The following is a 13,819-nucleotide window of genomic DNA, read 5'->3' as shown; positions in this document are numbered from 1 at the left end:
TTCCTTCCGGAGACCATCACGCTTCCTTCCGGGAGACCGTCCCTCGCGGGCCGAGGCGTTCGGGACAGGACGTTCGAGACAGGACGTTCGAGATAAGGCGTTCAAGGCCGAGGCGTTCGAGGAACGGCCGGGCACCGAACCGGTCGGAGGGCGGACCGGTCCCCAAGGAAATTTTGGTTTCCAAGGCCGTTCGCGTCCGAGCGTGACGGGTAGGCGCACGCCATGTCGGACAACCAAGAAGGCGCCGGGCAGCCGCCGCAGGAACAGCCGTATCCGGGACACAGCGGGGCGATGACCCCGGAGCCCCGGGATGAGATGCGCGCGTACACCGGCCGCGGCCTGCTGTCGGGACGGAAAGCGCTGATCACCGGGGGCGATTCCGGAATCGGCCGGGCGGTCGCGGTGGCGTTCGCCAAGGAGGGCGCGGATGTGGCCGTGGCCTACCTGAACGAGCACGAGGACGCCGGACACACCAAGGAACTCGTCGAGAAGGAAGGCCGGCGGTGCGTACTGCTTCCCGGCGACCTGGCCGTGGCAGGGCACTGCCGCGAGGTCGTCGCGACCGCCGCCGACGCGCTGGGAGGGCTCGACCTGCTGGTCAACAACGTCGCAACCCAGTCTCCGGTGGACTCCCTGGAAGAACTCGACGACGAGCAGTGGGAGCGGACCTTCGCGGTCAACATCGGCAGCTACTTCTGGGTCACCAAGGCGGCGCTGGCGCATCTCCCGCGGGGGTCGGCGATCATCAACACCTCGTCGATCAACGGGCTTCGCGGCAACAAGACGCTCATCGACTACTCGGCGACCAAGGGTGCGATCCTCGCCTTCACCTATTCACTGGCACAGACGCTGCTGGAGCGGGGCATCCGGGTGAACGCGGTGGCCCCGGGACCGGTGTGGACGCCGCTGATCCCCGCCACCTTCCCCGCGGAGAAGGTGGAGAAGTTCGGGCAGCAGACACCGATGAAGCGAGCCGCGCAACCCGATGAGATCGCTCCCTCCTATGTCTTCTTCGCCGCCGAGCAGCTCTCCTCGTACTACACCGGGGAAGTCCTGGCACCGGTCGGCGGCGAGACGATGCCCGGCTGAGGTGAGCCTCTGACGGCGGCCTCCGCGGTCATGCCACGGAGAGAAGCCTCCTCACCGCCGGGGGCGGGAGGCACGCGAGCGGTTCGCGAAGGACCGGAAGGCGGCCGAGGACAAGAAGCCGGACGTCTGAACGGGAAAGCGGCTCCCCGGCGGGGAGCCGCTTTCCTGCGTCAGGGGCGCTGTTCAGTCGCTGGTGAGGACGTCTCAGTCGCTGGTGAGGGCGTCCAGGAGGTCGCCGACCGGTGCGTCGGGCAGGGCGCGGGCCACGTCGGCCAGGGCCACCATGCCCACCAGGGTGTGACCGTCGATGACCGGCAGGCGCCGTACCTTGTGCGAGGCCATCGTGCGCAGGATCTCCCGGGCGTCGTCGTCGGCGCCGATGGTGACGGGCTTGCCCTGGCCCAGCTCGCCGACCTGGCACGCCTTGGGTTCCTTGCCCGCGGCCAGCACCTTCACCACGATGTCACGGTCGGTGAGCATGCCCTGGAGCCGGTCGTCGGAGCCGCAGATCGGCAGCGAACCGACATCCAGCCGGGCCATCTTCTCTGCCGCCTCCAACACCGTCTCTTCAGCGCGCGCACACTCGGCGTCCGGCGTCATGATCTCTCGTGCCGTGGGCATTGTCTGCTCCCTTCGTCGCTGCCGCCGCCCGGGGCGGGCGGTTCTGGTGTCGGCTCGCCTACCCCCGGCCTCCGTTCCCACACCGACGGCGGCGAAGTAGAAGGCACATGACGACAACTGATCACCGATACGACGAGCAGGCAAAACGCGAACCAGTGCCGATCGGGGGAGACGCGGCCGTCCTCGTCGCCACTCAGACTCCCGCGATGCTCACCCGCGCTGACCGGTGGTGGCGATTCCCCGCAGGAAGTGCCTCTGGCCGAGGAAGAAGATCACGACGAGCGGGACGGTCGTGATCACGCTGGCCGCCAGGACGATCTCCCATTTCGGGTCGCCGCCCTGGTAGAACTGGTCGACGACCGCCTTCAGCCCGCGGGGCAGCGTGTAGAGCGCGGGGTCCTGCAGATAGATCAGCGGTTTCATCAGGTCGAACCAGCTGGCCTTGAGCTCGAAGACGAACGCGATGATCAGCGCGGGCCGCGACAGGGGCAGCGCGATCCGCCAGAAGAGGTCGAGGTAGGAGGCGCCGTCCACCCGGGCGGCCTCGAAGACATAGCGGGGCACGCCGAGCAGGAACTGGCGCAGCAGGAAGATGTAGAAGGCCGAGCCGAACAGGTTGCCCGCCCACAGCGGCACCTGCGTGCCGGTCAGCCCCGCCGACTTCCAGATGAGGTACGTCGGCACCAGGGTGACCGCGGCGGGCAACATCATGGTGCCCAGCACGCTCGCGAACAGCAGGTTGCGGCCGGGGAAGCGGAAGTAGGCGAAGCCGAAGGCGACGAAGGCACTCGACAGCGTCACGGTGAGCGCGGCCGTCACCCCGACCACCAGCGTGTTGACCAGCCACGCGAACATCGGCGCCGCGTCCCAGACCGCGAGGTAGTTCTCCGGCCGGAACGGCACCGGCCAGGGCAGGAAAGGGTTGGAGAACGTCTGGTCACGGGGCTTCAGCGACGCGGTGACCAGCCACACGAACGGGTAGAGGAAGACGGCCGAGGCGGCGGCCAGGACCGTGAGGAAGAAGATCCTGCGTGTCGGCCTCGCCGCGGTGTCCGGCGCGGCCGGTGAGACGGCGGTGGCGGGCCGGGTGTCTCGCACGGCGGTCATCGGCTGTGCTCCTCGGTCTCGTAGTAGACGAGCCTGTTGCCGACCTTCACCTGGACGGCGGTGATGAGCGCGATGACCAGGAACAGCAGCCAGGCCAGCGCGGAGGCGTACCCCATGTGCAGGAACTGGAAGGCCTGCTGGAACAGGTAGACGACGTAGAACAGCGCGGCGTCGCCGTACGCCTCCCGGGAGCTCTGGCTGCCGAAGAACATCGTGTAGACCTGGTCGAACATCTGCAGTGAGGTGATCGTGTTGATGATCACCACGAAGAACAGGGCGGCGCTGATCATCGGAACGGTGATCGACCGGAACCGCTGCCAGGGACCGGCGCCGTCGATCATCGCGGCCTCGCTGAGCTCGCTCGGGACGTTGCGCAGCGCGGCGAACAGGATGATCGTGGTCGAGCCCAGGTTCCACAGCGACATCAGCACGATGCCGGCCAGCATCCAGTCGGGATCGGTCGTCCACTGCGGCCCCTCGACCCCGAAGAGACCGAGGAGCCCGTTCACCACGCCCGCCTGACCGTTCAGCAGGAACAGGAACAGCACGCCGACCGCGACGTGCGGGGTCATGGACGGCAGGTAGAAGATCGTCCGGAACACGCCGGCGGCCCGGCCCGTGACGCGGTTCAGCAGCAGCGCCAGCCCCAGCGCGAGCACGATCGACAGCGGGACGTGCACCACGGTGTACAGCAGGGTGTTGCCGACGGCGCGGGCGACCTTGGGATCCTGCGCCATCGCGGTGTAGTTGCCGAGACCGGTGAAACGGGGCGCGCCGATCAGGTCGTAGTCGGTGAAGGACAGCGCGAGGCTGGCGATCATCGGCCCCAGCTGGAAGACGAGCAGCCCGATCAGCCAGGGCAGCAGGAAGACGTAGGCCCAGCGCGTCTCGCCGCGCGGGGCCCTCCATCTGCGTGGACGTGCGGGGGCGGTCACGGTCATGAGGTGGCCTGGTCGATGGCCTTCTGCGCCTCGGCCTGCGCCTGCCGCAGCGCGGCCGCAGTGTCCTGCTGTCCCTGCAGCACGCGGGTTCCCGCGTCCTTCCAGGCGGTCGCGAACTCCGCGGCGGCTGCCGACTGCGGCACCACGAAACCGGCGTCCTGTACGGCGCGGATGGCCTTCACCGCGTCGTCGTAGGCCTTGTGACCACTGGGCTTGACCACCTCGGAGAAGATCACCTCATCGGCCCTGGCGTTGCCGGTGTAGGTCCCGATGTTGACCTTGCCCTCCCTGGCCCGTTTGTCCGCGCGGGCCCTGGCCGCCGCGATCCAGGTGTCGGCCGCGGTCATGGTCTTGATCCACGAGCAGGCGGCGTCGGAGTTGCGGGCGCCCTTGGGGATCACCCAGGCGTTGCCGCCCACGTTGTTGACCGGCCGGCCCTGCCGGTCGGTGAACGGCAGCACCGTGATGTCCGCGTCCGGCGCGACGCCGGCCATCGCGCTGACCACGAACTGCTCGGTGAGCATCGCGCCGAGCTGGTCCTTGGCGAACGGGTTGCCCTGCCCGAAGTAGTCGAAGGTGTCGGTGAAGGCCTTCAGCTTCTTCCAGCCGCCCTGCGACTCCACCAGCCGCGCGGCGTACTCCATCGCCTCGGCGACCTTCGGATCGTCCAGCCGGGAGGTACGGCCGTCCGCGGTGAGCAGGTCCGCGCCGTTCGCCTTGGCCCACAGGGGCAGGAACTCCGGCAGTTTCGGGTGGAAGCCGAACCGCTCGATCCTGCCGTCCTCGATCCGGGTCATCTTTTTGGCCAGCCGGGCCAGCCCGTCCCAATCGGAGGTGTCGATGCGGGCCGGGTCCACTCCGGCCTCCCGGGCCGCCTTGTTGTTCACCACCAGTACGATCGAGTTGTAGAACTCCGGCAGGCCGTACCACGCGCCGTCGTACTTCACCTGCTGCTGGGCGGCCGGGTAGAAGTCGCCGGTCGCGATGGACTGCTCGGCCACGCACCGGTCCAGCGGCTGGATGGCGCCGCGGGCCGCGTAGCTGCCGATCCGCTCCCGGCTGAGGTAGACGACGTCGGGCGGGTTGCCCGAGGCCACCGCCGACAGGAACGCCTGCTCGTCGAACTGGCCCTGGTTGATCGTCAACCTCACGTCGGGGCGGGCCTTCTTGAAGGCGTCCACCCGGACGGTGGCGATCTCGTCGGGCAGGCCGAACCCCATCGTGGTCAGCGTCGCCGCCCCTCCACCTGGTCCGCTCGCCTTCCCGCCGGCCCCGACTCCTCCGCACGCGGCCAGACAGCCGACCAATACGGCCGCCGTGGCCGTTTCGCCTATGCGCAGACCAGGCATCTTCGTCTTCTTCCTGCTCCCTGGGAACGGTGATCTGCTCCGTCTTCCCGGTAAACGGGAAACAAACGGGAATGCGGTTCCACCTGGCGCAACAGGGATGATCATGAATCGCGGCGTGGCCCGCCCGGCCAGGGACGAGCCGGGAAGAGACGCCGTCGAGGTTCCACCGGAACGGTTCGAAGACGCCGGTCCTCGCGGCGGGCCGTCGACCGTGACGGTGATTGCGACCTCCACGTCATGGATCGCACGGTCGCGCCTTCGAGGACACGGTCAAGCGGGCAAGGGCATCAAGCGGTGCCCGCGACGCGTGCTCGGAAGAGCCCGATGTGGAGCGGGATCAGCCTTCCACACCGGTCGCCTCGTGCGGCGCGCCGACGGGCTTGGACTCGGGCGATCCGCGCTGGCGCAGGTAGACCGAGAGCACGACCATCGACAGGACGGCCAGGAACTCCGACTGCCAGTTCTGCAGGGTCCGGTTCCAGAAATCGGCCGACACGACGTACTCCCCCCAGCTGAGAGGGTCCTGGAGCTGGGCGAGCTGACGGGCGTTGTAGGCGGCCGTGCCCGCAACCGACTGCGCCAGCCACGACAACACGAAGATCAGCCCCATCAGCAGGCCGAGGGAGCGGCCGTACAGACCCTGGCGTAACCCGCCCGCCCCGGCCCAGGCCGGACTGTCGGGAGCCGCGTGCCGGCCGATCTTCTGCTCGGCGTCACTCTCCTCTCCCTGCGCGCCGGGCTTCTTCGACTCGGGCGAGCCGCGCTGCACCAGCCAGACCGTGGCCAGGATGAACAGCAGGAACTGCAGGTACTCCGACTGCCAGTTCTCCGCCACGTCGACGGCGAAGTCGGAGGAGGTGACGTAGGCCGGCCACGACAGCGCCGTCCCGCCCTCGGCGAGCCGGTCGGCGTTGGCGGCGGCGTTACCGGCGAAAGACTGGCCGACCAGGGACAGCGCGAACGCGACCAGGAAGAACAGGCTGAGGCCGTTGTCCTTGACGAAGCGTCTCACCATGATCCTTTCTTCCTAGCGTCGCAGCAGGCCGATGACGAAGAAACAGATCAGCCCGACCACGATGATCGCCACGGTGACGGTGAACATGAAGCGCATGTCAGGTGCTCACCTCGCAGTCGTAGGGGAGAACGCCGCGAGATGCGCAGCCCGCGCCGCGGACCCGCCACCCCTGAGGGAAGCGGTGCAGGAAGACGGTGTCGCCGCTCAGCCGCACCCGGGCCTCATCCCCCCAGACCTCGACGTCCCGCACCTGCCCGCCCGGCAGGTCGAGCCCGCCGAGAGAGGTCTCGCACCTTTGATCCCCGGTGCGCAGGCTCTCGGCCGCCTCCGGAGCCAGCAGCGCGCAGGCCCGCTCCACCTGGCGGCCCTGCACGGCGGCGTAGAAGTCCTGCGCCGCCCGCTGAGCGGAAGGCGCGGCCGCGGACGCGCACCCCGCCGCACACACCAGCAGCGCCGCCCCGGCCGCGACCACCGACACGTCATGCAATCTCATCCCTCGCTCCTGCCCCACCGGACCGTGGTTATCACATCGTGGCCCACCGGTGCGTGCGGCACGTCATGACATGCCAGGCCGGGGCCATCCACCCGGCGGACCCGTCTCGGCGTCCGGCGGACGGCGTCTTTGCCGTCGCGCCCGCGCCGCGTCGCACGCTCACCGGCACCGGCGCCCGTGGCCGACGACCGTGTTCTCTCGTGGGGAGGACGGCCGGTCCCCGGCCATGATCGTGGGCATCTTCCCTTTCCCTGGAAAGGGGCCAGGCATCGAGAGAAGTCTCATTTTTCAGGACAGGATGAGCGGGAGTCAGAGGTCTTTCCAGGACAGGGCGAGGGTGGTGTGGCGCTTGCGGATGAGCAGCCCGCCGTCGGGCGGGTCACCTCGGTAGGCGTCGATGCGAAGCCCCGAGGTCATGGGCCTGTCCGCCATGTCCCACGCCTGGATGTGGGCGGCCATCTCGCTCGCCAGCCGCATCCTGTCCGGCCCGTGGCCGCGCGCGATCAGGGTCCCGTCCGGTGACGGCTCCAGCAGGCAGAGGTTGTCGCGCTCGACGATGCCGACGGCCATCCTGAAGCCCGTCATGTCGAGCGGGGGCGAGGCCAGCCACCCGGGCCGCGCCTCCGAGATCGTGCACCAGCGGGGCTCGTGCACCGCGAGCCACAGGCTCAGCCCGTCGAGGAGCTGGGAGAGGCTGGCGCTGATCTCGGTGGACAGCTCGACCACGGGCCCGTCGAGCGCCCCCAGCACGTCGCCGATCTCGCTCGCCTCGGGCAGCGAGATCGACAGGTCGGACTCCCGGTCCAGCACCAGCGTCGTCTCCGGACCGGCGAAGGGGCCGCGCATCCGCATGAACCCGCAGGGCAGCACCGAGCGGCTCGTCCAGTGCCCGTTGTCCCGCTCCATCGCCACCGAGCGCTGCACCCCCCGCAGGTCCAGCGGGGCGACGAGGCGCCCGCCGGGCGCGAGCTGATCCAGCCACGCCGGGGCGAGATCCCACACGCCGACGGTGGCGATCACCCGGTCGTAGGGCGCCTCCGGCGAGAACCCCTCGGCGCCGTCGCCGCACACCAGCCTCACCTCGGGGTGGCCCGCGGCCGCCAGGTGCCCACCGGCCGCCGCCACCAGGTCAGGGTCGATGTCGACGCTCACCACCAGGCCCTCCGGTCCCACCAGATGGGCGAGCAGGGCGGCGTTGTAGCCCGTTCCTGTCCCGATCTCCAGCACCCGCTGTCCCGGCCGCACGCCGAGCTGGTCGAGCATCAGGGCCATGATCGCCGGCTGGGAGGAGGAACTGATCGGGCGGCCCTCCGCGTCGCGCTTGGTCACGATCGCGTCGTCCTGGTAGACGGCCTCCGCCGCGAGTTCCGGCAGGAACACGTGGCGCGGCACCGTCCGCAACGCGTCGGCCACGATCTCGCTGATGCCCCGCGCGCGTACCTGCGAGACCAGCTCTTCCCGTAACGCGTGCCACTCAGTCATCGCCGACCTCCGTGCCGTATGCGTAGTGCCCTGAGTTATATGCCCCCGCACATGTAGAACGTCCCCGTGGTACGCCGTCCCCCGGCGCCCGTGCTGGAATCGGGCGGGAAAGCGCACGGTCCGCGGGCCGTGACGGTACCTCTCATACGGGTGCCGCGCAACGCCCGTCACGTTCCGTGATCCCCGGCCGGCGGTCGTGGCGGCCACGACATCGCCGGCGCGGGACCACCCACCGTGCTGCTCCGCGGATGGCCCGGGGGCCGGGGCGGCCACCGGCACGTGGCCGGCCTGCTCGTTGCCACCCGCCAGGTCGTCGTACCCGATCCACGCGGATTCGGGGAGCCCGGCAAGCACCCCGCCGGCACCGCCTCGCCTCCGGGGCCGGCCGCGGAGGGCGTTACCAGGCGGCGTTCGGGGAGCCGCCCCTGCCCGGGCGCTCACCGATCCTCTTCGGCAGCGGCGTGGTCGAACCATCGGTGAGATCGATCCGGAAGCTCCGCCAGCGGTGCACGTAGAGCAGGTACCGGCCGGTTCCGTCGAGGCTGAAGGGAAGGCTCAGTGACGCTGTGGCCGGCAGCTTCACCCGGGCGAGGAGCCGCGGTGCCTGCCCGCCGTCGACCGGTACGCGCTCTATGGCGTGACCGGCCGAGTAGACGAGGGCACCTCCGTCGGGGGTGTAGGCCACCGAATGCAAGGGAGGCAGGCCCCTGTGCGGCCTGACGAGGCGCGTGGCGGCCAGCAGATCGGATCCCGGCCGGTCGAGGTCGAGGACACCGAGGCCCCAGTTCCCGGCCGCCAGCGCGATCCGACGGCCGTCCGGAGCCCAGGACAGTCCGCTGACCGTGAAGAACGCGCCCGTGCTCCAGTCGCGGCGCCGCCCGGTGGCGAGGTCGACGACGGAGACCCTCACCCCTCCCGCGACCGCCTTGGCGTAGACGAGCCGTGTCGCGTCGGGGCTCAGGGCGAGGGCGTACCCGGGGCCCAGCCGATCGCTCCGCAATCCGGGGACGGGCATCGGATCGCCCGGCTGCCCGTCCTCGGCGAGGGTGACGCGGAAGAACCGGATGGGGGAGTCCGGTCCGGTCCATCCGGAGAGCAGGAAGGTGCGGTTGTCGGGTGCCGCGGCCAGCAGTTGCCACGAGGATCGCACCCCCGGCGGCAGCCGGACGGACGCGAGGAGCGCCCCGGTCGCGGCGTCGTGCACGGTGGGGCGTACGGGGGTGAAGGTCGCCGTCTTGGACCTTTCGGGGAATCGTGCGATCGGAACGCCCGCGGCCAGGAAGAACCGCGGCGGACCGGTCGCCGGCAGGGGCGGGGAGGTCGCCGCGGGCAGCGCCAGGGACGTCTCCATCGGCTCCGGCTCCGCCGCCGGCGGGACGGTGGCCGGGTGTGACGGCGGCGTGGTCGTGCCGGGCGGGGACGGGAACGGCGATGACGAGGGGAACGGCGACGACGGGAGCGGCGACAAGGAGGGAAACGGTGACGCGGCCGTGGGGGACGACGGGCCTCCGGCCGGGTTCCGCTCGGCGGTGCAGGCTCCGACCAGCCCGAGGGTGAGCAACCCCGCCGCGATGAGGCCCGCGCGTGAGAACATGCGTTGATCATCCGCGGCGCCGAATACGGCGTCAAGGCGGCCGGGGAACAGGCGCCGCCTGCGGGCGACCGGCCCGCGTCGCCCGTCGAACGGACCCCGTGCCCGCGCCGGAGCCGGACCCCGTGCCCGCGCCGGGGCGGGAACCCGTGAGTCGGCCCGAGCACGGGGGCCCAGGTGGGTGGAGGGCGGAATCGGCCGCCCCCCACCCCCGGCCCTGGGAGCGTGGACCGCTGTCCGGCATTCGGGGGACGGAGCCGGACAGCGATGAATCTATGCGTCCACCAGCACGATGTATGCGTAGAAATGCATGCTTACTGCAGGCAGAACTCGTTGCCCTCGGGATCGGTCATGACCGTCCAGTACTCGCCGTTCTCCTCCACCGTCCGCACCTCGACGGCCCCCAGGGCGGCGAGCCGTCCCACCTCCGCCTCCACGAGCTTGCGGCGCTCCTCCAGCGGCGTGCCGGGCGGACCGCCCACGTTGACGTCCAGGTGGAGGCGGTTCTTGGCGGTCTTGCCCTCGGGCACGCGCTGGAAGTAGAAGCGGGGCCGCCCCTCGGCCGGGTCCACGATGGCGGACCGGTCGGAGTGCTGCTCCTCGGGGATGCCCTGGGCGTTCGCCCAGGCCTCCCAGCTGCCGAACCCCTCGGGAGGCGGCTGGAGGCGGTAACCGAGGGCCTCCGCCCAGAAGGCGGCGAGCGACGGCGGATCGTGGGCGTCGAAAGTGAGCTGGATGTCCATGGAAACCCCTATGCCCACTCGGCGAGGATTCTGGCCTCCTTCTCCGGATCGATGCCGTGCCCGCGGAACGACCGCTCCGCCGCAGGGACGTCGCGCAGCCACGCCCAGGTGTCGCGTACGGTCTCGGCGACCGGGCGGCAGGTCAGCCCGGCCGCGAGGGCCTTCGCCGACGACGTCAGCCAGACCGCGGCGAACTCGGGACCGTCCGGCGCCCAGACGGGGAACTCCGTCCACGGCCGCACCTCCCGGTCGAGCAGGAACCGGTCGTCGACCCAGACGAACTCGGCGTCGGAGCCGGTCACCGCGCGGCACTCGGCCAGCCAGCCGCCGTAGGTGACGTTGCCCGGCACCCCGCCGGCGAGGAACCGGTCGGCCTTCCCGGCCTCGGCGCGGTCGAGGACGAACGCGGCGAGGTCGCGCACGTCGATGACCTGCATCGCGCGGTCCGGGTCACCCGGCGCCAGGACCCGCCCGCCCCGGGAGATCCGGTCCAGCCACCAGGGCAGGCGGCCCACGTCCTCGTACGGGCCGAGGATGAGACCCGGCTGGATGATCAGAGCGTCGCCCTCGAAGCCCTCCTCCACCGCCCGCTCGCACCCCGCCTTGAGCACGCCGTACTCGCCGTCCTCCGGCCCCGCGTCCGGCGCGCACTCGTACCGCGGCGAGCTCTCGTCGCACTCTTTCGCGGGGAAGTCGGCGAGCGCCGAGATGCTGGAGATGTACGTGTAGAGGCCCGCCCGGCCGCTGAGCCGGCGAACCGACTCGCCGACCACCCTCGGGATCCTGCCCATGACGTCGATGACGGCGTCCCACTCCCGGCCCTCCACCAGGCGGTCCAGGTCGGCCGGCACCTCACGGTCACCCCTGACCGCCTCCACGCCCGGCAGGTCCACCCCGCTGCGCCCCCGGTTGAACGTCGTGACCTCGTGCCCGCGCCGCAGCGCCTCTTCCGTGATGGCCCGGCCGACGAAGACCGTGCCGCCGATGATCAGTATTCTCATAGCGCCTCATCATGGGCACCCGGCCGGTGCGTGACCACCGGCTTTCACCCGTGGCGCAAGGCATCCGCTCAGAGCGGACGGCTCGCGGCCGGAGGATGCTCCAGCAGGTGCACCCGGGCGGTGCCGATGTCGAAGTACATGCCGACCAGCTCCAGGTGCCCGGCACGGAACAGCCGGTCCACCTGCGGGTAGGTCCGCAGGTTCTCCAGCTGCTGGATCACGTTGACCCGGCAGAGGCGGTCCAGCGGCCCGTCGTCCTCACCGGCGCTCTCGCCCGAGATGAACCGCGCCAGCGTGTGGTTGCCGTGGCGCATCCAGCGGCCGAACGCGGGCAGGCCCGCCGCCTTCTCACCCCCGCTGAGCAGCGCGGCCATCGCCCCGCAGCCCGAGTGCCCGCAGACCGTGATGGTGCGGACGTTGAGCGAGCCCGTGGCGTACTCGATCGCCGCCGCCACCGAGTCGTCCGCCGGCACCGATCCCAGCCGGGGTACCAGATTGCCGAGGTTGCGGACGGTGAACAGGTCCCCGGGACCGCTGGCGGTGATCAGGTTCGGCACGATGCGGGAGTCGGCGCAGGTGATGAAGAGGTGCGAGGGCTCCTGCCCGCGGGCCATGTCGTGCAGGAGGGGACGGACCAGCGGAGCCGTCCGCCGGTGGAACTCCCGCGCCCCGGCCAGCAGGTCGGGCACGGCGGGACTCGCGGGGCCGTCGTCGCGGGGCGCGTACCGGGCGGTGAGCAGCGGCTGACGGCTCGTCCGCTGCCCGTTCCGCCGGTGGGACCAGGGCAGCCACCACCGGTCGGGAGCGCGGGGCGGCGTCTTGGCGGGGAACACCCGGGCCCCGCTGGCCGCCATGGAGTACCACTCGTCGTGGATCTCGTCGATGTTCACGGTCCCGCCGGCGCGCTCGTACTCGTTGCGCCAGTCGTGGATGGCCTCGAAGGCCGCGTTGTCCATGAAGTCGATGTTCAGGTCGAGGTCGACCGCGGCCCCCGCGGGGATGGCCCGCAGTTCCGAGGTGAGCGTGGGCACCCCCAGGAAGGTCAGCGAGCCGGCGATCACCACGTGCCAGCGGCCGTCGGGCTCGGCCATGGCCCGCACGGTCACCCGGGTGAGGCGGCGCAACGCGAACAGCGCGGCGAGCCCGAGACCGACCAGCACGCCCTCGGCGAGGCCGAGCAGCACCACCCCGGCCATCGTGACGACGTACACCGGGACCTCGCTGTGGCCGCGCAGGTTGCGCAGATGCCCCATGTTGACCATCTGCACGCCGATGAAGACCAGGAGCGCGGCCAGCGCCTCCATCGGGATCAGCGCGATCATCCACCCCAGCCCGACCGCGAACAGCAGGATCCAGACCCCGTGCATGATCGTGGACCACCGGCTGCGGGCCCCGGCGCGGACGTTGGTGGTGCTGCGGACGATGACCCCGGCCACGGGCAGCCCGCCCAGCGCGCCGGTCACCATGTTGGCCACGCCCTGGCCGGTGAGCTCCCTGTCGAGGTCGGAGCGCCTGCCGTCGTGCAGCTTGTCGACGGCCACCGAGCAGAGCAGCGACTCCACCCCGGCGAGCAGGGCCACCAGCAGCACCGCCCCGATGATCCCGTGCCAGTCGCCCTGGGGCCAGACGGGCCCGGCCCAGGAGTCCAGGCTGGCCGACAGGTCGATCCGGGTGACCTCCCAGTTGAGCGCCCAGGCGGTCACCGAGGCGACGAGCAGGGCCGCCAGCGGCGCCGGGAGGTTCCGCAGCTGCTGCGGCAGGCGGGTCCAGGCGACCAGGACCGCGATGGTCAGCAGACCGGCGAAGACCGCGTGCGTGTGGTTGTGGATGATCTGGTGGGGCAGTTCGATCAGGTTCTCGATCGCGGAGCGCTGCGGGCTTCCGCCGAGCACCACGTGCAACTGGGCGAGGGCGATCACCACGCCCACCCCGGCCAGCATGCCGTGCACCACCGCTGGAGAGACCGCCAGCGCCGAGCGGGCGACCCGGCAGAGGCCCAGCAGCAGCTGCAGCACGCCCGCGAGCAGAGTGATCATGCAGGTGGCCCGCCAGCCGTACGTGATCACGAGATCGGCCACCACCAGGGAGAGCCCGGCCGCCGGCCCGCTCACCTGGACGACGGAGCCGCCCAGGAAACCCGCCACGACGCCGCCCACCACACCGGCGATGAGTCCGGCCGCCAGCGGCGCTCCCGAGGCGACCGCGATGCCCAGGGAGAGGGGTACGGCCACCAGGAAGACCACCAGGGAGGCGGGCAGATCATGCCGCAGCACGGGGGCGAGGCCACCCGCTGTCAGAACACCGTCGCTCTTCGTGTCCGTCTCCATGGGGCAGACCTTACGGTGCTGCCCCATGCCATCCGGGCGTTTACCCGAGGCCTTTACGGA

General features: G+C 70.8%; 12 protein-coding genes. 1 reads left to right on the top strand and 11 read right to left on the bottom strand.

Annotation, left to right across the window (positions count from 1 at the left end):
• The first annotated feature begins 222 nt into the window (after nt 1-222).
• Nucleotides 223-1,089 carry an SDR family oxidoreductase gene (locus tag AB0G15_RS04515; protein WP_362835250.1) on the top strand — a complete coding sequence of 289 codons (867 nt, stop codon included), beginning with the start codon at nt 223-225 and terminating at the stop codon, nt 1,087-1,089.
• Between the two features lie 204 nt (nt 1,090-1,293).
• Here AB0G15_RS04515 and AB0G15_RS04510 read toward each other — a convergent pair whose 3' ends face one another.
• The 11 genes from AB0G15_RS04510 to AB0G15_RS04460 all read right to left on the bottom strand — a co-directional run bounded on the left by AB0G15_RS04510 (nt 1,294) and on the right by AB0G15_RS04460 (nt 13,759).
• Nucleotides 1,294-1,710: a CBS domain-containing protein gene (locus AB0G15_RS04510; RefSeq protein ID WP_362835248.1), complete on the bottom strand. Its 417-nt coding sequence runs from the start codon at nt 1,708-1,710 to the stop codon at nt 1,294-1,296.
• A 210-nt stretch (nt 1,711-1,920) separates the two neighbouring features.
• On the bottom strand, nt 1,921-2,817 hold the full coding sequence (locus tag AB0G15_RS04505; RefSeq protein WP_362835246.1) for a carbohydrate ABC transporter permease: 897 nt from the start codon (nt 2,815-2,817) through the stop codon (nt 1,921-1,923).
• Entirely contained in the window at nt 2,814-3,758 is a 945-nt protein-coding gene (locus AB0G15_RS04500; RefSeq protein ID WP_362835244.1) for a sugar ABC transporter permease, read from the bottom strand. Before AB0G15_RS04500 ends, AB0G15_RS04505 begins: the two co-directional genes overlap by 4 nt.
• Entirely contained in the window at nt 3,755-4,978 is a 1,224-nt protein-coding gene (locus AB0G15_RS04495) for an extracellular solute-binding protein (protein ID WP_362835242.1), read from the bottom strand. Before AB0G15_RS04495 ends, AB0G15_RS04500 begins: the two co-directional genes overlap by 4 nt.
• Before the next feature lie 466 nt (nt 4,979-5,444).
• Nucleotides 5,445-6,122 (bottom strand): DUF6766 family protein, encoded by a 678-nt coding sequence (locus AB0G15_RS04490; protein WP_362835240.1) that lies wholly within the window; start codon nt 6,120-6,122, stop codon nt 5,445-5,447.
• Between the two features lie 97 nt (nt 6,123-6,219).
• Complete coding sequence (locus AB0G15_RS04485; protein ID WP_362835238.1) at nt 6,220-6,615, bottom strand: hypothetical protein; 396 nt, start codon at nt 6,613-6,615, stop codon at nt 6,220-6,222.
• Nucleotides 6,616-6,924: 309 nt separating this feature from the next.
• Entirely contained in the window at nt 6,925-8,097 is a 1,173-nt protein-coding gene (fxlM, locus tag AB0G15_RS04480) for a methyltransferase, FxLD system (protein ID WP_362835236.1), read from the bottom strand.
• A 397-nt stretch (nt 8,098-8,494) separates the two neighbouring features.
• Complete coding sequence (locus AB0G15_RS04475; protein WP_362835234.1) at nt 8,495-9,691, bottom strand: hypothetical protein; 1,197 nt, start codon at nt 9,689-9,691, stop codon at nt 8,495-8,497.
• Nucleotides 9,692-10,002: 311 nt separating this feature from the next.
• Nucleotides 10,003-10,431, bottom strand: coding sequence for a VOC family protein (locus AB0G15_RS04470; RefSeq protein WP_362835232.1), 429 nt, complete (start codon nt 10,429-10,431; stop codon nt 10,003-10,005).
• An 8-nt stretch (nt 10,432-10,439) separates the two neighbouring features.
• A complete protein-coding gene (locus tag AB0G15_RS04465; protein WP_362835230.1) occupies nt 10,440-11,432 on the bottom strand; it encodes an NAD-dependent epimerase/dehydratase family protein in 993 nt (330 codons plus the stop codon).
• Between the two features lie 68 nt (nt 11,433-11,500).
• On the bottom strand, nt 11,501-13,759 hold the full coding sequence (locus AB0G15_RS04460; protein WP_362835228.1) for a bifunctional SulP family inorganic anion transporter/carbonic anhydrase: 2,259 nt from the start codon (nt 13,757-13,759) through the stop codon (nt 11,501-11,503).
• Nucleotides 13,760-13,819 lie beyond the last annotated feature (60 nt).

The sequence above is a fragment of the Streptosporangium sp. NPDC023825 genome (genome assembly GCF_040639575.1).
Classification (GTDB): domain Bacteria; phylum Actinomycetota; class Actinomycetes; order Streptosporangiales; family Streptosporangiaceae; genus Streptosporangium.
Note: the sequence above shows the minus strand (reverse complement) of the source record. Positions and strands in the feature narration are given on the sequence as shown.